The sequence below is a fragment of the Agrobacterium sp. LEGMi-208b genome, assembly GCF_059511785.1.
Genome location: NZ_CM183445.1, coordinates 243,573 through 264,363, shown reverse-complemented (window position 1 = coordinate 264,363; position 20,791 = coordinate 243,573). Strand labels below are relative to the sequence as shown.

The window sequence follows — 20,791 nt, the reverse complement described above, 5'->3', positions numbered from 1 at the left end:
TGTGACATGACGGCCTTTATACAAAGTCTCGAATGAACCGGCCGTGGCGCGTGACATAGAGCCGCGCGGGGCTTTCAAAGGGCAATGAGGGATCACCTATCATGAGTTTTGTGACATCTTCGAGAACCGTGCGTGTGATTTTGGGCATGTTCAGACCGGAAAGGTCTGTCATGTCAAGCCATTGCACATTGGAGAGCTCGTCGGAGTCACGGGTTAGCCGGGTATCGAGCCGGAACTCGTCGGCATAACAGCAGAAGAATCGCGTGTCATAGCGCCGCACATTGCCGGGCGGGGTGATGGCGCGCGCCACATATCGGAAGCGGGAAAGATCCGGACCCTCGGCGCCCTGTCGAAGATCCACGCCGGTTTCCTCGAAAAGCTCGCGCGCGGCGGCCAGCGCCAGAGCTCTCGCACCGGCGGCACTGAGGCGTCGCGCCGCGGAAGCGGTCAGGCTGTTGAGGACGGCGGGGTGCAGATCGCCGGAAAAGGGCAGCGCATGGTCGCGCGGATCGCGTTTGCCGCCCGGAAACACGTAAGCGCCGGGCATGAAGACATGGGCGCTGCTGCGCTGGCCCATCAGCACCCTCGGTTGCGGACCGGAACGATCGAACAGTATGATGGAGGCGGCGTCGCGCGGCCGCAGGGGGGCGCTCACCGTCGTGGCATCCCGGGGAGGCTGAGGCACATGCACGGTTCCGCCCACCGTCAGTGAGACGAGCCGTCTATTTGCATCTTTTGCTGTTTTCGGTCGAACCCGTGCATTCGCAGGGCCCATTGCAGGCCGATCACGCCGCCCTTGATCGGTTGCAGCGTCAAAAGTGCGGCCAGAATGGTGATAGGCACCCAGATGGCGAAATGCACCCACATGGGTACGGAAAACACCATATCGGTCATCATGAAGCCGCCAACCGCGATGTGGCCGATGATGACGATGGAGATATAGGGCGGCAGGTCGTCCGAACGGTGATGATGCATTTCTTCGCCACAGGCCGCACAGGCGTCCACTGGCTTCAGGAAGGCGCGGAACAGGCGACCGCTGCCGCAGGCCGGACAACGGTTGGCCATGCCCCGCATGATCGAGCGGCCGAGCGGCCTCTCCGCGCTATCGTCTCCGAAGGTGACCGTTTCCGAGCCCTGATGTGCACTCATCCTTAAGTCCTTCTCCCGTTCGTTCAACCGCCTGCAGCGGTCTTGTTATCGTCGCCTTCTGGGCGGCCGCGTTCCGGGCTTGGCGGCAGGACGCGATGTCCGCCGGCCCGCCTTGTGGAACGAGCGCGTGCCGACCGGCATCTTGCGCCCCGGGCTCAGCATCTCGAACCGCAGCGCACCCGCCAAAGGCACCGCTTCTGCAAGCCGGACCTGAACCGTGTCGCCAAGCTGATAACCGAGACCGGTTTTTTCCCCCGTCAGAGCCTGATGGGCTTCATCATACAGGAAATAATCGGTTCCGAGTGTAGATATAGGAACAAAGCCATCAGCACCAAACTGCGGCAGCGCGACAAATAGTCCCGCCTTGGTGACACCGGAGACGCGGCCCTCGAATTCCTCACCCACCCGCTCGGACAGATGATGCGCGATCAGCCGGTTGACGGTGTCGCGCTCGGCTGCCATGGCGCGGCGCTCGAAGGTCGAGATTTCGGCGGCGATATCGTCAAGCGTCGCCTCTTCCTGTGGCGTGATGCCGCCTTCGCCGAGCCCCAGCGATCCCACCAGCGCCCGATGCACGATCAGATCGGCATAACGGCGGATCGGCGAGGTGAAATGCGCATATTTCATCAGGTTGAGGCCGAAATGGCCGATATTCTCGGGGCTATAGATCGCCTGGCTCTGGCTGCGCAGCACCATTTCATTGACCATGATCTGGTGCGGCGTATCAATGGCACGCGCCAGAATGCCGTTGAAGGAATTGGCGCGCATCGCCGCACCTTTGGCCATGGAAATGCCGATGGTGCCGAGGAATTCGCGCAGTACCTCCTGCTTGGAAAGCGTCGGTGCATCGTGGACGCGATAGACCAGCGGCTGTTTTTTCTTTTCCAGCGTCTCGGCGGCGGCGACATTGGCCTGGATCATCATTTCTTCGATGAGCTTATGCGCATCAAGCCGTTCGGGGATGACGACCTTGTCCACCGTGCCGTCGGGCCGAAGCTGGATCTTGCGCTCGGGCATGTCGAGTTCCAGCGGCTGGCGACGGTCGCGGCCGCGCTTCATCACCTCATAGGCGTGCCACAGCGGCTTCAGGATCGGCTCCAGCAGCGGGCCGGTCTTGTCGTCCGGTCGTCCGTCGATGGCGGCCTGCGCCTGCTGGTAGGAGAGCTTGGCGGCACTCTTCATCATGATGCGGTGGAAGGTGTGGCCGGCCTTGCGGCCTTCCTTCGAAAACGTCATGCGCACGGCAAGGGCAGGGCGGTCGACGCCTTCCTTCAGCGAGCAGAGATCGTTGGAGATGCGCTCCGGCAGCATCGGCACGACCCGGTCGGGGAAATAGACGGAGTTGCCGCGCTTCAGCGCCTCCCGGTCGAGCGGCGCGCCCGGCCGCACATACCAGGAGACATCGGCGATGGCGACGGTGACGATGACGCCATCAGGATTGTCGGGTGAGGTGTCCGGCTCGGCATAAACCGCATCGTCATGGTCCTTGGCGTCGGCCGGATCGATGGTGATGAGCGGCAGGTCGCGCCAGTCCTCGCGATGCGACATGCTGGCCGCCTTGGCCGCATCCGCTTCCGCCAGAACATTCGGCGGGAAGATATGCGGAATGCCGTGGGAATGGATCGCGATCATCGAGATCGCCTTCTCCGAAGCCACGGAGCCGATGACCGACAGAACCTTGGCGCGAGTCAGCCCGTAACGACCGCTGTTGCGCGAGGTTTCCACCTCGATCAGATCGCCGTCCTTGGCGTCACCGACGCCATCGGGGTCGATGACCATCTCTTCGCCGCGCCGGTCGATCGGCATCAGCCGTCCGCCGCCGCCCTCCGTCTGCTTGAACACGCCGAGCAGCGCGTTCTGGCGACGGTCGATCAGCTTGACAACGCGGGCCGTATAGGCCGGGCCGACGCTCTCCTTGGAGGGGAAGATCTTCGCCAGGATACGGTCGCCGAGACCCGCTGCCGGAGCCTTCTTGCCGCGATCCTGCGCCGACTGGCGGATCAGCACGGCCGGTGCCGCACCCATATCTTCCGGCCATTCCGCCGGACGGCCGATCAATTCGCCGTCCTTGTCACGCGTGGTGATGTCGAGAACCGTGACGGGCGGCAGACCGCCCGGCCGCGTCAGCGACTTGCGGCTTTTGTGCACCATGCCATCGACTTCGAGTTCCTTCAGTAGCGCCTTGAGGACAACACGGTTTTCACCCTTCAGCCCGAAAGCCTTGGCGATTTCGCGTTTGGAAGCCTGCTGCGGATGGTCCGCGATGAATTTCAGCAGCACTTCGCGGGAAGGCACCTCGCCATGGATGATGCCTTCGCCTTCGCTCACCCGCTTGCCGCGCCCGGTACGTCCGAAACCGTCGCTGGCGGAACCCTGTCTCTGACGCGGCGCCTTGCTCACTCTGCTGCCTTCTTGGGTTTGGCCGCTGCCTTCGGCTTGGCGGCCGCCTTGCTCTTGGTCGTCGCCTTGGCCTTGGTGGCTTTCGGCTTCGCCGCCGCCTCACCATCGGCCTTCTTGGCGGTGGTCTTCTTGGCCTTGGCAGGCTTGCCGCCCGTGCCGGTCTTGGCGATGCGTTCGGCGATCAGCACCAGCGCTTCGTCCAGCGTCACCGAAACCGGATCCTGCCCCTTCGGAATGGTGGCATTGACCTTGCCCCAGTTCACGTAAACGCCATAACGCCCGTCGCGAACGGTGATCGCGCCGCCATCGGGATGGTCGCCCAGCTCCTTCAGCGCGGCCGGCGTGCCGCTGCGGCCGCGTCCCGGTCCCTTGCTCTGCTTTTCGGCAATGACGGTAACGGCGCGGTTGAGACCGATCGAGAACACGTCCTCGATGCTTTCTAGATTGGCATAGGAACCGTCATGCAGCAGGAACGGCCCGTAGCGGCCGAGGCCGGCGGAGATCATCTTGCCGGTTTCCGGATGCTTGCCGATATCGCGCGGCAGGTTGATGAGCGCCAAGGCCTTTTCGTGGTCGATATCCTCGGGCTTCCAGCCCTTGGGCAGCGAGGAGCGCTTCGCGTCCTTGCCGTCGCCGCGCTGGATATAGGGCCCGAAACGGCCGGAGCGCAGCGTCAGCTCCTCGCCGGTCATGGGATCGGCACCCAGCGCCTTCGGCTCGTTCGATACGGCAGCTTCGGCTTCCGAGCCCTCGGAAGTCAGCTGACGGGTGTAGTTGCATTCCGGATAGTTGGAGCAACCGACGAAAGCGCCGTATTTACCGAGCTTCAGCGAAAGATTGCCGGTGCCGCAAACCTGACAGATGCGCGGATCGGACCCATCCTCGCGCTTCGGGAAGACGAGCGGCGCCAGAACTTCGTTCAGCGCGTCCAGAACGTTGGTAACGCGCAGTTCCTTGGTATCTTCGATCTGGGCGAAGAAATCCTTCCAGAAATCGCGCAGCACCTGCTTCCAGTCCAGTTCCCCGGCGGAAATGCGGTCGAGCTTTTCTTCAAGCGCTGCGGTGAAATCATATTCGACGTACTTGGTGAAGAAGCTTTCGAGGAAAGCCGTCACCAGCCGTCCGCGCGAATGCGGGATCAGCTTACGTTTGTCGACGACGATATATTCGCGGTCGCTCAGCGTCTTCAAGGTCGCCGCATAGGTGGAAGGACGGCCGATGCCGAGTTCTTCCATCTTCTTGATCAGCGAGGCTTCCGAATAACGTGGCGGCGGCTCGGTGAAGTGCTGGCTGGCATTGATCTTCTGCTTGGCGAGGTTCTCCCGCTCATTGATCGGCGGCAGACGGCCTTCGTCGTCACCATCGTCGCTCTGCTCGCCATCTTCCTTCTGGTCGGTATAGGCGGCAATGAAGCCGTCAAAACGGATGACAGAACCGACGGCGCGCAGGCCGGCCTTTTCGCCGCCATTGCTGGCGAGAATTTCCACGGTCGTGCGCTCTATTTCGGCCGACGCCATCTGGCTGGCGATACCGCGCTTCCAGATCAGGTCGTAGAGGCGCAACTGATCGGCATCGAGGTAACGCTTCACCTGATCGGGCGTGCGGTTGAAATCGGTCGGGCGGATCGCTTCGTGCGCTTCCTGGGCGTTCTTGGCCTTGGTGGAATAAAAACGCGCTTTTTCCGGCACATAGCGGTCGCCGAACTGCTCGCCAATGGCCTTGCGGGCGGCATCGATCGCCTCGGGGGCCATCTGCACGCCGTCGGTACGCATATAGGTGATCAGGCCAACGGTTTCACCGCCGATATCGATGCCTTCATAAAGCTTCTGCGCCACCTGCATGGTGCGCGAAGCGCCAAAGCCCATGCGAGAGGAGGCCGCCTGCTGCAGTGTCGAGGTGGTGAAGGGCGGGCCGGGATTGCGCTTGACGGGCTTTGCCTCGACGCTGTCGACCACATAGGTCGCGCCTTCGAGCAGCGCCTTCAGCCGATTGGCATCTTCGCCGGTCTTGATTGCGCGGTTCTGCAACCGCTTGCCATCGGCCGAAACCAGCTTGGCCTCGAACTCGTCACCGCGCGGTGTCTTCAGAAGTGCGCTGATGTTCCAGTATTCCTCGGAGACGAAACGCTCGATCTCGGATTCACGGTCGCAGACGAGGCGCAGCGCCACAGACTGAACACGACCGGCGGAACGCGCGCCCGGCAGCTTGCGCCACAGAACCGGGGAGAGGTTGAAGCCGACGAGGTAATCCAGCGCACGGCGGGCGAGATAGGCGTCAACCAGCGGCACATCGATGTCGCGCGGGTTCGCCATGGCATCCAGCACCGCCTTTTTGGTGATGGCGTTGAAGACCACGCGCTTGACCGGCTTGTCGCCGAGAACGCGCTTCTTTTTCAAAAGATCGAGAACATGCCAGGAAATGGCCTCGCCTTCGCGATCAGGGTCGGTTGCGAGAAAGAGGCCGTCGGAGGATTTCACCGCATCGGCAATATCCTTCATGCGTTTGGCGGACGCGCTGTCGACCTCCCAGGACATTTCGAAATCCTGGTCGGGCAGCACCGATCCGTCCTTGGCAGGAAGGTCTCTGACGTGGCCAAAGGATGCAAGAACCTTGTAGCCCGAACCAAGATACTTGTTGATCGTCTTGGCTTTGGCAGGAGATTCTACGACGACGACATTCATATTGTTCTTCTCTGGAACTGGTCCGTTAACGTGGCCGGGTCGCGGCGCGGTGCCGCAATTGGCCTTCTTTATAATTCGACATGGACAGGTAATGCCCGCTGGTCAAGAGGCAAGCCCGATTTTCTCGCTTCCGGGCCTTTGCAACCTATGGATAATCTATTGTTGTATTGCAATCTTTGGTAAATTGGTTATGATGGGCAACATCATTTGAATCGACTTAATGCTCCCCGTTTCAGTCTGAATTTCCAGGATAAATATATGGTCCCGAACGCAACAAACAATAATGCCCATAATGAGGGGACCAGAGAGAACTTGGCTTACATCCGCCAGATGCTGGCGGAGCTGCGCCAGGTTGCCAGCCGCGAGGGTGCAGACATGCTGTGTTACCTGATCGAGATGGCCTATGTCGAAGTCGGCGATATCCAGAGCGGTCGGCGCAAGTTGTCAATCCGCGATGAAGAGCGAAACACGCCCCCCGGCATGCCGGTTTAGACGTCCTGCAATATCAAGCTCCAGCAGTACCAGATGAACGGTTGCGGCGGAAAAACCTGTGTGACGGATGATATCGTCCGTTTCCACGGGCGAGGGACCGAGAGCGGCGGCGATGATGCTGCGCTCGTCGTCCCCCAGTGGTGACATCTCGGTGTCGGATCTCGGTTCCTCGATCTTGCGGTCATAGGGCAATTGCGGCTCCATCAGCGGTCGCAGTGCGTCGAGAATGTCGGCCGCACCCGTGGTCAACATCGCGCCTTCCTTGATCAGCCGGTTGGTGCCCTCGCAGCGTGCATCGAGCGGGGAGCCGGGCACGGCGAAAACGAGCCGTCCCGCTTCGCCGGCAAGCCTTGCCGTGATCAGCGAGCCGGAGCGTTCCGCCGCCTCCACGATGACGACGCCAAGCGAAACGCCGGCGATCAAGCGGTTGCGGCGGGGAAAATCACGCGCGCGGGGTTCCCAGCCAAAGGGCATTTCGCTGATCGTCGCGCCGCCCTGATCATATAGCTCCTGCAAAAGCCCGAAATTTTCCTGCGGATAGGGGCGGTCGAGACCGCCTGCCAGCATGGCAACCGTGCCGGTTGCAAGGCTTGCCCGGTGCGCTGCCGCATCGATGCCGCGCGCCAGCCCGGAAGCGATCGCATAGCCCGCGCGGCCGCAATCGCGCGCCAGCATGGCGGCGAATTTCGCGCCGTTGATGGAGGCGTTGCGCGAACCGACGATGCCGACGCAGGCTCTTGTCGCCGCATTCGCCGATCCCTTCATGGCGATCAGCGGCGGCGCGCCATCCAGCTGTCGCAGGGCAGGTGGGTAATCCGGCTCACCGATGCCGACGAAACGCGCGCCGAATTTTTCCGCGGTTTCGATCTCGCCTTCCGCTTCCGCCTGCGTGGCGATGCGCGGGCTGCGGGAGGAACCGCCGCGCCGCGAAAGCTCGGGCAGGGCATCGAGCGCCTTTTCGGCGCTGCCGAAATGATTGATGAGTTCGCGGAAGGTAACGGGTCCGATATTGTCGCTGCGGATCAGCCTCAGCCACGCGACCCGCTGCCGCGCGGAAAGCTCTATGCCCTGCCGTGTCGTTTCCTCATGCGGCATGGCTTGTCCTCAAAATGGGGCTCAGCCCTTTTGACCGATCCTGCTTTCGGTGCCTGACAGCAGGCGCGCGATATTCTCGCGGTGTTTCCACCAGGAAATCACGCTGAGCAGCGTCACCAGCAGCGCCGTCTTTTCCGGGCCGAGGACCCAGAGCGCCACGGGAATGACCAGCATGGCCAGCAGCGCCGAGAGCGAGGAATAACGGGTGATGAAGGCTGTCGCGAGCCAGATCAGGGCAAAGACCAGCATCATCAGCGGTGCCGCACCGAGAAGCACGCCGATATAGACGGCCACACCCTTGCCGCCCTTGAAGCCGAGCCACACCGGAAACAGATGGCCGAGAAAGGCGAAGAAACCGGCCACCAGCGAGGCCTCGTAACCCCAGAGCGCATTGGCGACCAGAACCGCCGCCGTGCCCTTCAGCGCATCGAGCAGCAACGTAGCGGCGGCGAGCTTCTTGTTACCGGTGCGCAGCACGTTGGTAGCGCCAATATTGCCCGAACCGATCTTGCGCACGTCACCCAGCCCCGCCATGCGGGTGAGAATGAGGCCAAAGGGGATGGAGCCGAACAGATAGCCAATTACCGCCGCCAGCGCGAGAAGGGCAGGCGCGGTCTGCCAGTCAGTCAAAGCACTCATTCAAACATCCCCTCTGTCCCGCCCGCAGCGCGATCTCTGTTGGTGATCTTATGCCAAGGAATGAACGGCTTTGCCAGCCACATAAGTGGCCACAGCACGGCCGCTGAAACGGGCATCCTCGAACGGCGTGTTCTTCGATTTCGACACCAGCTGTTCCTTCGCCACGAGCCATGGCTCATCGAGGTCGATCAGGGTGATATCGGCCTTCGCACCGGCCTTCAGCGTTCCGGCATCGAGACCGAAAATCTTCGCCGGGCGGGTGGAAAGCGCATCGATCAGCCGCATCAGCGGAACTTCGCCGCTGTGATAGAGGCGCAGCGCCGCCGCCAGCATGGTTTCGAGCCCCACCGCGCCGCTTGCCGCATCCGAGAACGGCAGCCGCTTGGTATCGACATCCTGCGGATCATGCGAGGAGACGATGATGTCGATCGTGCCGTCCTTCAGCGCTTCCACCATCGCCTTGCGGTCGTCTTCGGCGCGCAGCGGCGGGGAAAGCTTGAAGAAGGTGCGATATTCGCCGATATCGTTCTCATTGAGCGTCAGATGATTGATGGAAATGCCGCAGGTGGCTTTCACGCCCCGCTGCCGGGCGACACGGATCGCCTCTGCCGATTCCGGTACGGAAATCTTGGCGGCGTGGTAGATCGCCTGCGTCAGGCCGGCAATGCGCAGATCACGTTCCAGCGGAATGATCTCCGCCTCCTTCGGAACGCCTGACAGTCCGAGCCAGCTCGCAAAAAGCCCTTCGTTCATGTCGCCGCCGCCGATATATTTCTCGCGCGTTTCGAGTGCGATGACGGCCCCCAGTTCGCGGGCATAGGTCATGGCCCGGCGCAGCACCAGCGTGTCGGACAGCGCTTTGCGGCCATTGGTGAAGGCAACCGCACCGGCTTCCTTCAACATGCCGAACTCGGTCATTTCCTCGCCATTGAGGCCCTTTGTCAGGGCCGCTGCCGGATGAACATTGACGATTGCCTTGTCGCGCGCCGTCTTTTTCACATATTCGACCAGCGCGATGTCATCGATAACGGGATCGGTATCCGGCATGACGATGATGCTGGTGACGCCGCCAGCCGCTGCCGCGCGGGCGGCGGATTCAATGGTTTCGCGGTGCTCGGCACCAGGTTCGCCGACAAAGACGCGGGCATCCACCAGACCGGGAACGGCCACCACACCCTTGCAGTCGCGCACCGTCGCCCCTTCGGGTGCGCCTTGATTGTGCGCGTCCTTACCTGCGGCGAGGATGGTGCCATCGGCGCCGATGACGATGCTGCCGGTCTCGTCGATATCACGGGAGGGATCGACGATGCGGAGGTTCTTGAGAACGGTAACGGCACTCATACGCGCTCACCCTGATTTTGCGAGACAAGCAGGGTTTCCATGACGGCCATACGCACGGCAACCCCCATTTCCACCTGGCTTTCGATGACGCTCTGCGGACCGTCTGCCACTTCGGAGGCGATTTCGACACCGCGGTTCATCGGGCCGGGATGCATGACCAGCGCATCTTCCTTCGCCGCCTTCAGCTTTTCGGCATCCAGACCGTAATAATGGAAATATTCGCGCACCGAAGGCACGAAGGAGCCGGACATGCGCTCACGCTGCAGGCGCAGCATCATCACCACATCGGCGTCTTTCAGCCCCTCCTTCATGTCGTGGAAGACTTCCACGCTCATGTCGCGGATGCCGGAGGGAAGAAGCGTGGCGGGGGCGACGACGCGTACGCGCGCACCCATCTGGTTGAGCAGGATGATGTTGGAACGGGCGACGCGCGAATGCAGCACGTCACCGCAGATTGCGACGGTAATTCCCGAAAGCTCGCCCTTGGCGCGGCGGATGGTCAGCGCATCGAGCAGCGCCTGTGTCGGGTGCTCATGCTGGCCATCGCCGGCATTGACCACGGAGCAGGCGACCTTTTGCGCCAGCAGCGCTGCCGCACCGGCGGAAGAATGGCGCACCACCAGCACATCCGGGCGCATGGCATTCAGCGTCATCGCCGTATCGATCAGCGTTTCGCCCTTCTTCACCGAGGAATTGCCGACCGACATGTTCATCACATCCGCGCCGAGGCGCTTTCCGGCAAGCTCGAAGGAGGATTGCGTGCGCGTCGAGGCTTCGAAGAACAGGTTGATCTGCGTCAGACCCCGAAGCGTCGAGGTCTTTTTCTCGCGCTGGCGGCTGATTTTCACCGCCTCGTCGGCCTTGTCGAGAAGCAGGGTGATATCCTGATGGGAAAGCCCCTTAATGCCGAGGAGATGGCGATGGGGGAAGAAGACCATGCGGTTTGCCTCCTGACGGGCGCCGCATTTTCCCGTGAAAATGCCCGGAACGCCCGAATGCTGATCCGTGCGCTCCCATTCGCTGTGAACACGCCTCAGGAGTGCCGCGGAATTCGGTCCTGCGCTCTATAGAGACTGCATGGTCGCGGGGCAAGCGCCCGCAGGGGCTGAAATGAAGACACGGCGATGTTTCCCCAATCTGGCAAAAGTTTTCGCCTCTCCCTCCGCATCGTCAGGTAATGCCGTTTTCTTTCAGAAGGGCCTGCTCGTCGCCCGACACCCAGCCGAAAACCTTTGGTTTGCCATCCAGCTTCTGGACGAAATAATGGACGTCGAAATCGATTGCGACATTCGATTGGCCCTTGCGGGCAAAGCTCGCCGTCCAGGACACGTGGGCGATGCAATGATGTGCGTCGATGGGAGCCATACGGATATCGCGAATACGTATCTCCTTCGTTCCTATCGCGCGATAACGCTCATAAGCCTTCGTCATGACCTCTTTCAGGTGATCATCGTTCTTTCCCGTCATGACCCCGGCAGGGGAAGCGGCGATGAAGTCGGAGGCATAGAGGGATTCGATCTCTCCCATATTCATGTCACCTTTGAGGGACGTATTGAAAAATCGTTCATATCGCTCGAAAAGCTTCTTTGCGCTCGCCTCCATGGCTCCCTCCCTGCGCAGGCTGTCAACACGTTGCCAACCAAAAAAGCCTGCGGCAGGTTCCACATCAGGTGGTGGATTAAGCAGAATGCGTGCGATTGTGCGTAAAACCGGATCGATCGGCTGCCGCAGGCGGGCGAATTGAGCGATATGCGGGCCGGCTCTCGACGTGTAAGGGGTCTCGTCGCCCCGTCCTGCCGGAAACGTGTCTGGCATTCTCCCGGCCGCAGACTTAAATCAGCCTCTCCCGAAAAATGCTGAAAGCGGCGGCTTAATCGTCTCAATCGCTTCCTGTGTGCGGAATTATGCAATATCACCCCACTATGCAATGCCAGTACAAAACAGCTAGAAGCAGCGGATGACCCAGAATTCCCGGACAGAAGAAACGCTCGCCGAACTGAACCAGCCAAGCCTCTGGTCCGGTATCAATGCCTATCGTTCCGATCCGCTGATCGTCGATCTCACCTCCGGCCTGTCGCGCAATCTGAGGGACGAATACGACCAGCTCGGCCGCTACGTCACCTCGCATGAGGCGCAGGAACTGGCGCGCATGGCCAATCAGGGCGTGCCGCAGCTGCATACCCATGGCCCGCGCGGCGAACGTCTGGATCAGGTGGAATTCCATCCCGCCTGGCATGCGCTGATGCGCCGTTCGATGTCGTCAGGCCTGCATTCCAGCGTCTGGGAGAATTCTCCCGACACGCGCGGTAACGAACACAAGGCTCGCGCCACGAAATTTTACCTGACCTCGCAGCTGGAGGCGGGGCATCTCTGCCCTCTGACCATGACGAGCGCCTCCGTTGCCGCCATCATGGCCTCGCCGCGGGTGCAGAAGGAATGGGCGCCCAAGATTCTGTCGCGCAAATATGACAGCGCCCAGAAGCCGGCCCTGCAGAAAACCGCCGTCACTATCGGCATGGGCATGACGGAAAAGCAGGGCGGCACCGATGTACGCGCCAACCGCACCACCGCCGAGCGGGTGGGCGAGGGTATCTATCGCCTGTCCGGCCACAAATGGTTCCTCTCCGCGCCGATGAGCGACGGTTTCGTCATGCTCGCCCAGATGGGCGACGGCATGGGCTGCTTCCTCGTGCCGCGTTATCTGGAAGATGGTTCGAAGAACGGCCTGCATTTCCAGCGCTTGAAGGACAAGCTCGGCAATCGCTCCAATGCCTCGGCCGAAGTCGAGTTCACCGACGCTTTCGGTTATCTGCTCGGCGATCCCGGCAGCGGCATCCGCACCATTCTCGATATGGTGACGCTGACGCGGCTCGATTGCGCGCTGGCATCATCAGGCATGATGCGCGCCTCGCTCGCCGAAGCCGTGCACTACGCCCGCGGCCGTTCGGTTTTTGGCAAGATGCTGGTCACTCAGCCGATCATGACGCGCGTTCTCGCCGATATGGCGCTGGACGTGGCGGCCGCGACCGCGCTCTCCTTCCGACTGGCGACCGCCTTCGACGCCGCCCGCAACAATCCCGCAGAAGCCGCTTATGCGCGCGTCATGACGCCCATCGTCAAATATTGGTGCTGCAAGATTGCGCCGGCGCTCATCTATGAGGCCATGGAGTGCCTTGGCGGCAATGGTTACGTGGAAGAGCGGCCGATTGCCCGCCACTACCGCGAAGCACCCGTCAACGCCATCTGGGAAGGCTCCGGCAACGTCATGGCGCTGGATGTGCTGCGGGTTCTCCAGCGCGGCAAGGACCTGTTCGATCTCGTCTTCCAGACGCTGGAGCGCGATCTCGGAGCAGCCGGCAAGAAGACCACCGACGTGCTGCGCGCCGCTATCGCCCTTGCCGAACGCGATGAGGGCGCGGCCCGCCTGCTGGTGGAGCAGTTCGCGCTTGCGGCCGCTGCCGCCGAGCTTTGCCGCCTCGGCGCCGGCAAGATCGCCGATGCCTTCCTCGAAACGCGTCTGGCGGGCGGCTGGCGGCACACTTACGGCATGCTCGATTCCCGCTTCGATCCGACGTATATAATCGATTTATTGTATCCGCCTGCATCTTGATTGATGTTTGCGGATGAAGGTTTTGCAGTCCCGGCGGGAGGGGTCTCGGATTTGAAAAACAGCGATGGCATGAGGCGAGTTCCCATCTGTCACGACATCGTCGCGTGTCGATGCGCGGCTAGGGAAGGCGGCTGCCAATGCTGACTTTCCGTTCCGCCCGCGCTGAGGATGAAGACGCACTCTACGCCATAAGCCTTGCCACCGGCGATGCCGGGCAGGATGCCACTCCGCTTTATAATGATGGCCGCATGGTCGGACACATCTATTCCGTACCCTATCTGCATCTCTGGCCCGATGCCGTTTTTGTGGCGGAGGATGAGGAAGGTGTGTGCGGTTATATCGTCGGCGCGCTCGATACGGCCCTGCACGAAGAGCGACTGGAACGGGAATGGTGGCCGCATCTGCGTACCCTTTACGCCGATCCCGGCGGCGACCAGCAGACATGGGACGCCGACCAGCGCCGCGCCCATTTCATCCACCATCCGCGCCGCACGCCTTCCTGGCTTACCGATCCTTTTCCGGCCCATATCCACATGAACCTTCTGCCGCGCACGCAGGGCAAGGGTGGCGGCACCCGGCTTCTGTCCCGATGGCTCGATATGGCAAGACAGAACAACGTCTACGGTATCCACCTCGGTGCCAGCGAGCGCAACCATGCGGGCATGCGCTTCTGGGAAACCCGCGGGTTCAAACGCCTCGACAGCCACGAAACGCCCGGCAGCGTCTGGTTTGGTATGGGGCTGGAGTAAAATTGGCATATTATGCCAATAGGTGCTATTCTTGGCACGGGTGAATCTGGTGGAGACTCCGATGCCAACGCGTAACGTCGTCCTGACACAGCATCACGAAGAGATCATAGACGAGCTCGTCAAATCCGGCCGCTACCAAAACGCCAGTGAAGTGCTGCGTGAAGGCCTGCGATTGATTGAGAGGCGGGAGCGTCTCGAGGCGACCAGATTGGAAGCCTTGAAGATAGCGGCGCAACAGGGCTTCGCTGACCTTGACCAGGGACGTTTTACCGATGTTTCGGATGATGCCCTCGACGACTTCATTTCCGATCTTGGGCGCGAGGCTGAAGCGCTCATTGCAAAGTCTGACGAGAAATGACGATGTATCGTCTGTCCGAAGCCGCGCGGTCGGACATTATTGAAATTCTTGGTTGGACACATGCGACGTTTGGAGCTGCAGCGAGAAAACGCTACGAGAAACTGCTTGCAACTGGACTGCGCGATGTTGCTCGGGATCCGCTGCGCCCCGGCACGAATATCCGCCCTGAACTTGGTGATGACGTGCGCAGCTATCACCTGCGCTTTAGTCGTAAGCGGGCAAAAAGCGAAACAGGCCTCGTTAAAAATCCGAGGCATCTGTTGCTTTATCGTGCACTGCAACCCGGTTTGGTGGGGATCGGCCGCGTTCTACATGATTCCATGGAAATCGAGCGCCATCTTCCGGTTGATTATGGTGATATTGCTCCCTGAGAATGTCCGCAGGTGTCGCTGTCGCGTATCGAAAATGGTATGGTGGTCTCGTCATCCACAAAAACCTTCGCACCATCCATTCCACCACATTGTTCTTCTCTTCATGCTTTGTTAACCCGTTGAGAAGGCCTTTCAGAAAACGGGTAGGGAATCATGCTGGCGACCGCAGAGGCGATTTCAGCCGACAGACCGGAAAAGCGCATCAAGGATCGCGCTCAGACCGAGAAGGCAATTTTTAATGCGGCGCGGTCGCTGCTTGCCGAGGAAGGGTTTCAGGGCTTTGGCATCAATGCCGTCGCCCGCCGCGCCGGCTGCGATAAGCAGCTGATCTACCGTTATTTCGGCGGTCTCGATGGCTTGATCGAGGCAATCGGCGAGGATCTCGGCTCCTGGGTGAAGGATCGCATTCCCGAAGATACCGGCGGCATGTTCCTGCTGACCTATGGCGATCTGATGGAGAAGCTGGCGCTTTATTTCATGGATGCGCTCCGTAGCGATCCTCTCGTGTGCAAGATCATCGCCTGGGAAGTCTCCGATGGCTCACCGCAGGTCCGGCAGCTGGCCGAGGCCCGCGCCAAGTCGCTGGGCAAATGGCTGGAGCGCATGCGCGGTTCGCTGGCGGCGCCGAAGGGGGTGGATACGGCGGCGGTCAATGCCGTGCTGTTCGCCGCCATTCAGCACCTCGTCATTTCCGCCGCCACCAGCGGCCAGTTTGCCGGCGTGCCGCTCAAATCGGACCGGGACTGGGACAAAATCGCCACTGCCGTCAAAAGGCTGGTGCGCGGCGTTTACGGCTGAATCCGCAGCCGGGGCGGTCGGGCCCGGTACAAGCGCGGCATTAAAGAAAAATCAACCCTGTTTTCACCAGGCCGGCAACCGCTTGGCACATCCCGCCGTTCACGGATCACATTCTTTTCCACATGTCACCCGCCCGCCATTAACCATAATGACAGCTTTCATTTGCCTCGCCATGGCTGCCGGTCCAGTGTGGATTAACGAAATGTTAACCATGCGCAATGACTGCGCATAAGGGAGCCGCAAGTGAACCGCTGGACAGCTTTAGGCGTCATGATGACGTTTTTTGTGATGCTGCCGTTGGATATCGACGCGCCGGCGCTGAACCTCTGCCTGATGGCAGCGGTGCGCTGGGTGGTGCTTGCCGGCATTCCCGATACGATGTTTGTACGAGGGCAGGCGGCATGAAGTGGTTTCTGATCCTCTGGGCCGGTCCCGTCACGCTGCTGGGCAGCTGGTACTGGCTTTCCTATTACGACATGAGCTTCGGCTTCTACATGCTGACGCGGCAGACGCATGATCTCGTATTCGAGATATACGGCAATATTCTCGGCCTGCCGCCGGAAAGCCTGCCGCCGCTGGTGGTGCGCGCCATCGCGGTCGACAGCCTGATCGTTTTTGCGATCCTCGCATTTCGAAAAAGAAAGCAGATTGTCGCCTGGTGGCAGGGCCGTCAATCGGCCGCGCGGGTGAGTGCGGAAAGCCTGTCCAGCGCGCCCTGAAGAATAAAGCTCGCGGCCGCCGAATCGATGCGTTCGGCGCGCTTGGCGCGGGAAACGTCCATTTCCAGCAATGCGCGCTCGGCCGCGACCGTCGAAAGCCGCTCATCCCAGAAAATGAAGGGCAGGGCGGTCTTTTCGCCCATGGTGCGCACGAAGGCGCGTGTTGCCTGTACGCGGGGACCGGCCGAGCCATCCATGTTGACAGGCAGGCCGATGATGAAGGCGGCGACCTTTTCCTTTTCGGCGAAGGCCAGCAGCACTTCCGCATCCTGCGTGAATTTCACCCGCTTGAGGACGGGACGCGGCGTCGCGAAACGCCGGGACAGGTCCGACATGGCAAGCCCGATGGTCTTCGTGCCAAGGTCGAGGCCGGCAATCGCCTGTGCGGGCTGAAGGGTCTGCGCCAGTTCCTCGATGGTGAGTATCGCCATGTCCTTTACCGCCCTTACCGTTTGCGGACGAATTCGGTGCGCAGCACCAGACCCTTGACGGTATCGTGCCGGCAGTCGATCTCTTCCGGATTGTCGGTCAGGCGGATCGACTTGATGACGGTGCCCTGCTTGATGACCGTATTGGTGCCCTTGACCTTCAAATCCTTGATCAGCGTCACCTGATCGCCATCCGCCAGCACATTGCCGGCTGCATCGTGTACTTCCTTCGCACGCGCCGCTTCCGCAGCCAGTTCGGAGGCCGGCCGCCATTCACCGGTCGCCTCGTCATACACGTACTCGTCATCATTTGCGGCCATGGTCGCCTCCCTTAAATATTGGTAGTGCGGTTGTTCAGGCCGTCCTATGTCATAATATACCGGCAATACAAAGGAGAACTTCCCATGAAAATCACCTGGCTCGGCCATTCCGCCTTCCGTCTTGAAAACGGCAGCGCGAAAATCCTCATCGATCCGTTCTTCACCGGCAATCCCGGTTTTGCCGGGCAGGATGGCAAATCAGCGGCCGAAGGCATTACCCATATTCTCCTGACCCACGGCCATGGCGACCATGTCGGCGATACCGTGCAGCTTGCCCGCGAAACGGGCGCCACCGTGCTGGCGAATGCCGATCTTGCCGCCTGGCTTTCCGCAAAGGGCGTCGCGAAAGTCGATATGGGCAATACCGGCGGGACCGTACATTTCGACGGCTTTTCCGTCACCTTCACCAATGCGCTGCATTCCTCGGCCCAGATCACAGAGGATGGCGTCTCCCATTCGCTCGGCAATGCCAATGGCCTGATGCTGCATTTCGAGGATGGCCCGGCCGTCTATCACATGGGCGATACCGACATCTTCTCCGACATGAAGCTCATCAACGAACTCCACCAGCCGGATATCGGTCTGGTGCCGATCGGCGACCGCTTCACCATGGGCGGGGCGGTGGCGGCTCTCGCCTGCCAGCGCTTCTTCAAGTTCCAAAACGTCATTCCCTGCCATTACGGTTCCTTCCCGATCATCGACCAGACGCCGGACAAGTTCGTGGCCGGCATGGAAGGCGCGGAAGCGCGTGTTCACACGCCGAAGGCAGGCGATACGCTCTCCTTCTGAGGTTCCATGAGAGCATGTCGTTGCAGCAAAACCGCTCCGCAGTGTGACGCGATATGCTTTCTACCGTTGCGAAGGACGGACATGGTGATTATAGCGGGTAGGAAAATTCCTACCGGAGTAAAACCATGTCCGTCGATCTCGCCACCGTGAAGCGCGTTGCGCGCCTTGCCCGTATCGCTGTCAGCGAAGAAGAAGCACAGAATATGCTCGGCCAGCTGAACGGCATACTCGGTTTCGTGGAGCAGCTTTCGGAAGTGAATGTCGATGGCGTCGAGCCGATGACGTCTGTGACCCCGGTTGAGATGAAAAAGCGTGCCGACGTGGTGACCGACGGCAACAAGGCGGAAGACATCGTTGCCAATGCGCCTGCGACCGACCGGGACTTCTTCATGGTCCCGAAAGTGGTCGAATAATCGACCGCCTCTGCCGCCTGATTTTTCCGAGATTTTCGAAAGCCGTTGCCGACCATGACCGACCTGACGAGCCTGACCATTGCCGAAGCCCGCGAAAAGCTGAAGGGCAAAGAATTCTCCGCCCTCGAGCTGACCGACGCCTATCTCTCCGCCATCGATGCCGCGAACGGCGCGCTGAACGCCTATGTCGCCTTGACGCCTGAAAAGGCGCGCGACATGGCAAAAGCCTCCGACGAACGCATCGCAACCGGCAATGCCGGCGAGCTGGAAGGCGTTCCGCTCGGTGTGAAGGACCTTTTCGCCACCCGTGACGTGCACACGCAGGCGTGTTCGCATGTTCTCGATGGCTTCAAGCCTAAATATGAATCCACCGTCACCCAGAACCTCTGGGATCAGGGCGCCGTCATGCTCGGCAAGCTCAACATGGACGAATTCGCCATGGGCTCGTCCAATGAAAGCTCCTGGTACGGCCCGGCCATCAATCCCTGGCGCGCCAATGGTTCCGACCAGAAGCTGGTGCCCGGCGGCTCTTCGGGCGGTTCGGCCGCAGCTGTGGCCGCGCATCTCTGCGCCGGCGCCACCGCAACCGACACCGGCGGCTCCATCCGCCAGCCGGCCGCCTTCACCGGCACCGTCGGCATCAAGCCCACCTATGGCCGCTGCTCGCGCTTCGGCATCGTCGCTTACGCCTCGTCGCTCGATCAGGCAGGCCCGATCGCCCGTGACGTGCGCGACGCCGCCATCCTGTTGAAGACCATGGCAAGCGTCGACGCCAAGGATACGACTTCCGTGGACCTGCCGGTGCCGGATTACGAAAAGGCCATCGGCCAGTCGCTTAAGGGTCTGAAGATCGGTATTCCGAAGGAGTATCGCGTCGACGGCATGCCGGAAGAGATCGAAAAGCTCTGGGCCAAGGGCGTCGAATGGCTACGCGATGCCGGTGCCGAGGTGGTCGATATTTCGCTGCCGCACACCAAATACGCGCTGCCCGCCTATTACATCGTCGCGCCGGCGGAGGCTTCGTCCAACCTTGCCCGTTATGACGGCGTGCGCTACGGCCTGCGCGTCGATGGCAAGGACATTGCCGACATGTACGAAAAGAGCCGCGCCGCCGGTTTCGGCAAGGAAGTGCAGCGCCGTATCATGGTCGGCACCTATGTGCTTTCGGCCGGTTATTACGACGCCTATTATCTGAAGGCGCAGAAGGTCCGTACCCTCATCAAGCGCGATTTCGAAAACGTCTTCCACGAAGGCGTCGACGCCATTCTGGCGCCGATCACACCGTCTTCCGCTTTTGCTGTCGGTGACGAGGAACTCGCCTCCGATCCGGTGAAGATGTACCTGCAGGACGTCTTCACCATCACGGTCAACATGGCCGGTCTTCCGGGCCTCTCGATGCCGGCCGGCCTTGACGGCAAGGGCCTGCCGCTCGGCCTGCAGCTCATCGGCAAGCCATTCGAGGAAGAAACGCTGTTCAAGACGGCGCATGCCATCGAGCAAGCAGCCGGCAAGTTCACGCCTGCCAAGTGGTGGTAAGCGGCCTCAAGCTTAGACAGATGAACGAAGCCGACCGCGATGCGGTCGGCTTTGTCGGTTTTGCCGCCTGGCGATCCGGTGAGGCCTTTGACGACAGCTATCTCGACCCTGATGTCATCGAGCGGGTGAGGGGTGAATTCGAAAGTTTCGCCAAGTCTCCGGCCGGTGATATTGTCGTTGCCGAAATCGAAGGTGTTGTTGTCGGCTGGGGCGCTTGCGATGCCGCGCCTCATCATATTTCCGATCTCTGGGTGGACCCGAACTGGCAGGGCAAGGGGATCGGCAAAGCCCTGATCCTTCATTTTATCGACAGGATGCAGGCGCAAGGCCTGCCGCTTGCCAGCATCGACGCCCATGCCGGAAATCAGGCCGCCATCGGTCTTTATGAGCGTTGCGGTTTTCAGATCGTCTGGCGCGGCATGGAATGGTCCGACATCATGAAGGTCGAGCTTGAAAAGGTGAAGCTGGAGCGCAAGCTCGCACCATAATCCGGTTGATTACACCGCATTCGCCGGTTTGCATCGTGATGGGCGGCGGCGAGTGGGCCGCCGCCCCTTTTGTTATCGATTGTCCAGCTCACCTCGCACCAGTTCCAGCCCGCGCGTGGTGATGCGGTAGGGCTTGCCGCCGGAAGAGGCGATCGCTCTCTTCCGTTTCAGTTTGCGGAAAGTGAGGAGATCGAGGCCGCTGAAAATCCAGCCGTCGCGCGTATAAAGCGCGAGTTTTTCGATCTTGCGGGTATCGTCTCGAACGAGTTCAATTCTGCCGCCCTGGGCGAGCAGGTGAAGAATGCGCTGTTCGGCGCGGGAAATGTCCATTTTTGGAAGTCCGGTCAGCGTCACATGGACGCGCGAAAACAAATCCGGGTGCCATTAAGGCAGCCGGCTCGGTTTCATCTGGCCC

At 60.9% G+C, this 20,791-nt stretch carries 24 protein-coding genes; 12 read left to right on the top strand and 12 right to left on the bottom strand.

Translation table 11 applies throughout. The annotated features are described in order from the left end of the window. Nucleotides 1-16 precede the first annotated feature (16 nt). The 4 genes from AC5YUO_RS01325 to topA form a co-directional block, all read right to left on the bottom strand. On the bottom strand, nucleotides 17-643 hold the full coding sequence (locus AC5YUO_RS01325) for an NUDIX hydrolase (RefSeq protein WP_496154883.1): 627 nt from the start codon (nucleotides 641-643) through the stop codon (nucleotides 17-19). A gap of 62 nt (nucleotides 644-705) precedes the next feature. Beyond that, entirely contained in the window at nucleotides 706-1,149 is a 444-nt protein-coding gene (locus AC5YUO_RS01320) for a DUF983 domain-containing protein (protein WP_496153997.1), read from the bottom strand. A 45-nt stretch (nucleotides 1,150-1,194) separates the two neighbouring features. Next, nucleotides 1,195-3,549 (bottom strand): ribonuclease R, encoded by a 2,355-nt coding sequence (gene rnr / locus AC5YUO_RS01315; RefSeq protein ID WP_496153996.1) that lies wholly within the window; start codon nucleotides 3,547-3,549, stop codon nucleotides 1,195-1,197. Next, nucleotides 3,546-6,230 (bottom strand): type I DNA topoisomerase, encoded by a 2,685-nt coding sequence (gene topA / locus AC5YUO_RS01310; RefSeq protein ID WP_496153995.1) that lies wholly within the window; start codon nucleotides 6,228-6,230, stop codon nucleotides 3,546-3,548. Before topA ends, rnr begins: the two co-directional genes overlap by 4 nt. Nucleotides 6,231-6,488: 258 nt before the next feature. Between topA and AC5YUO_RS01305 the strand changes: the two genes are divergently transcribed. Next, nucleotides 6,489-6,722, top strand: a complete 234-nt coding sequence (locus AC5YUO_RS01305; RefSeq protein ID WP_496153994.1) for a hypothetical protein — start codon at nucleotides 6,489-6,491, stop codon at nucleotides 6,720-6,722. Here the strand turns inward: AC5YUO_RS01305 and dprA are convergent. From dprA to AC5YUO_RS01280, 5 genes are all read right to left on the bottom strand, one after another. Next, nucleotides 6,675-7,817, bottom strand: a complete 1,143-nt coding sequence (gene dprA, locus AC5YUO_RS01300; protein WP_496153993.1) for a DNA-processing protein DprA — start codon at nucleotides 7,815-7,817, stop codon at nucleotides 6,675-6,677. The two genes, AC5YUO_RS01305 and dprA, sit on opposite strands and share 48 nt — an antisense overlap. A gap of 21 nt (nucleotides 7,818-7,838) precedes the next feature. Continuing rightward, entirely contained in the window at nucleotides 7,839-8,456 is a 618-nt protein-coding gene (gene plsY / locus AC5YUO_RS01295; protein ID WP_496153992.1) for a glycerol-3-phosphate 1-O-acyltransferase PlsY, read from the bottom strand. Nucleotides 8,457-8,504: 48 nt separating this feature from the next. Next, complete coding sequence (locus AC5YUO_RS01290; RefSeq protein WP_496153991.1) at nucleotides 8,505-9,797, bottom strand: dihydroorotase; 1,293 nt, start codon at nucleotides 9,795-9,797, stop codon at nucleotides 8,505-8,507. Then, nucleotides 9,794-10,735 (bottom strand): aspartate carbamoyltransferase catalytic subunit, encoded by a 942-nt coding sequence (locus AC5YUO_RS01285; protein WP_173986855.1) that lies wholly within the window; start codon nucleotides 10,733-10,735, stop codon nucleotides 9,794-9,796. The genes AC5YUO_RS01290 and AC5YUO_RS01285 overlap by 4 nt, the downstream gene beginning before the upstream one ends. A 232-nt stretch (nucleotides 10,736-10,967) precedes the next feature. Beyond that, entirely contained in the window at nucleotides 10,968-11,399 is a 432-nt protein-coding gene (locus AC5YUO_RS01280) for a DUF6841 family protein (protein WP_496153990.1), read from the bottom strand. Between the two features lie 355 nt (nucleotides 11,400-11,754). On the opposite strand from AC5YUO_RS01280, the gene AC5YUO_RS01275 reads away from it, so the two are divergent. The 7 genes from AC5YUO_RS01275 (at nucleotide 11,755) to AC5YUO_RS01245 (ending at nucleotide 16,402) form a co-directional block, all read left to right on the top strand. Then, complete coding sequence (locus AC5YUO_RS01275; protein ID WP_400812243.1) at nucleotides 11,755-13,407, top strand: acyl-CoA dehydrogenase family protein; 1,653 nt, start codon at nucleotides 11,755-11,757, stop codon at nucleotides 13,405-13,407. A 137-nt stretch (nucleotides 13,408-13,544) separates the two neighbouring features. Continuing rightward, nucleotides 13,545-14,156: a GNAT family N-acetyltransferase gene (locus AC5YUO_RS01270; protein WP_496153989.1), complete on the top strand. Its 612-nt coding sequence runs from the start codon at nucleotides 13,545-13,547 to the stop codon at nucleotides 14,154-14,156. Between the two features lie 61 nt (nucleotides 14,157-14,217). Further along, on the top strand, nucleotides 14,218-14,514 hold the full coding sequence (locus tag AC5YUO_RS01265) for a type II toxin-antitoxin system ParD family antitoxin (RefSeq protein ID WP_496153988.1): 297 nt from the start codon (nucleotides 14,218-14,220) through the stop codon (nucleotides 14,512-14,514). Beyond that, nucleotides 14,511-14,885: a type II toxin-antitoxin system RelE/ParE family toxin gene (locus AC5YUO_RS01260; protein WP_496153987.1), complete on the top strand. Its 375-nt coding sequence runs from the start codon at nucleotides 14,511-14,513 to the stop codon at nucleotides 14,883-14,885. Before AC5YUO_RS01265 ends, AC5YUO_RS01260 begins: the two co-directional genes overlap by 4 nt. A 153-nt stretch (nucleotides 14,886-15,038) precedes the next feature. Further along, on the top strand, nucleotides 15,039-15,683 hold the full coding sequence (locus AC5YUO_RS01255) for a TetR/AcrR family transcriptional regulator (protein WP_003521480.1): 645 nt from the start codon (nucleotides 15,039-15,041) through the stop codon (nucleotides 15,681-15,683). A gap of 243 nt (nucleotides 15,684-15,926) precedes the next feature. Beyond that, the gene (locus tag AC5YUO_RS01250) at nucleotides 15,927-16,088 is read left to right on the top strand and encodes a hypothetical protein (RefSeq protein ID WP_496154903.1); all 162 of its coding nucleotides are present in this window, start codon (nucleotides 15,927-15,929) and stop codon (nucleotides 16,086-16,088) included. Next, complete coding sequence (locus tag AC5YUO_RS01245) at nucleotides 16,085-16,402, top strand: DUF6105 family protein (protein WP_496153986.1); 318 nt, start codon at nucleotides 16,085-16,087, stop codon at nucleotides 16,400-16,402. The genes AC5YUO_RS01250 and AC5YUO_RS01245 overlap by 4 nt, the downstream gene beginning before the upstream one ends. On the opposite strand, the gene ruvX is transcribed toward AC5YUO_RS01245, so the two are convergent. Both ruvX and AC5YUO_RS01235 read right to left on the bottom strand, forming a co-directional pair. After that, nucleotides 16,354-16,833, bottom strand: coding sequence for a Holliday junction resolvase RuvX (gene ruvX, locus AC5YUO_RS01240; protein WP_400812252.1), 480 nt, complete (start codon nucleotides 16,831-16,833; stop codon nucleotides 16,354-16,356). The two genes, AC5YUO_RS01245 and ruvX, sit on opposite strands and share 49 nt — an antisense overlap. A gap of 14 nt (nucleotides 16,834-16,847) precedes the next feature. Continuing rightward, the gene (locus AC5YUO_RS01235; RefSeq protein WP_496153985.1) at nucleotides 16,848-17,150 is read right to left on the bottom strand and encodes an alkylphosphonate utilization protein; all 303 of its coding nucleotides are present in this window, start codon (nucleotides 17,148-17,150) and stop codon (nucleotides 16,848-16,850) included. Nucleotides 17,151-17,234: 84 nt separating this feature from the next. Here AC5YUO_RS01235 and AC5YUO_RS01230 point away from each other — a divergent pair, with 84 nt between their 5' ends. The 4 genes from AC5YUO_RS01230 to AC5YUO_RS01215 all read left to right on the top strand — a co-directional run bounded on the left by AC5YUO_RS01230 (nucleotide 17,235) and on the right by AC5YUO_RS01215 (nucleotide 20,376). Further along, complete coding sequence (locus tag AC5YUO_RS01230) at nucleotides 17,235-17,939, top strand: metal-dependent hydrolase (protein WP_496153984.1); 705 nt, start codon at nucleotides 17,235-17,237, stop codon at nucleotides 17,937-17,939. A gap of 125 nt (nucleotides 17,940-18,064) precedes the next feature. After that, nucleotides 18,065-18,352: an Asp-tRNA(Asn)/Glu-tRNA(Gln) amidotransferase subunit GatC gene (gene gatC, locus AC5YUO_RS01225; protein ID WP_003496362.1), complete on the top strand. Its 288-nt coding sequence runs from the start codon at nucleotides 18,065-18,067 to the stop codon at nucleotides 18,350-18,352. A 54-nt stretch (nucleotides 18,353-18,406) separates the two neighbouring features. Then, nucleotides 18,407-19,888: an Asp-tRNA(Asn)/Glu-tRNA(Gln) amidotransferase subunit GatA gene (gatA, locus tag AC5YUO_RS01220; protein WP_496153983.1), complete on the top strand. Its 1,482-nt coding sequence runs from the start codon at nucleotides 18,407-18,409 to the stop codon at nucleotides 19,886-19,888. Beyond that, a complete protein-coding gene (locus AC5YUO_RS01215) occupies nucleotides 19,879-20,376 on the top strand; it encodes a GNAT family N-acetyltransferase (RefSeq protein WP_496153982.1) in 498 nt (165 codons plus the stop codon). Before gatA ends, AC5YUO_RS01215 begins: the two co-directional genes overlap by 10 nt. 72 nt (nucleotides 20,377-20,448) lie before the next feature. Here AC5YUO_RS01215 and AC5YUO_RS01210 read toward each other — a convergent pair whose 3' ends face one another. After that, complete coding sequence (locus tag AC5YUO_RS01210) at nucleotides 20,449-20,706, bottom strand: YjhX family toxin (RefSeq protein ID WP_496153981.1); 258 nt, start codon at nucleotides 20,704-20,706, stop codon at nucleotides 20,449-20,451. Between the last annotated feature and the right edge of the window lie 85 nt (nucleotides 20,707-20,791).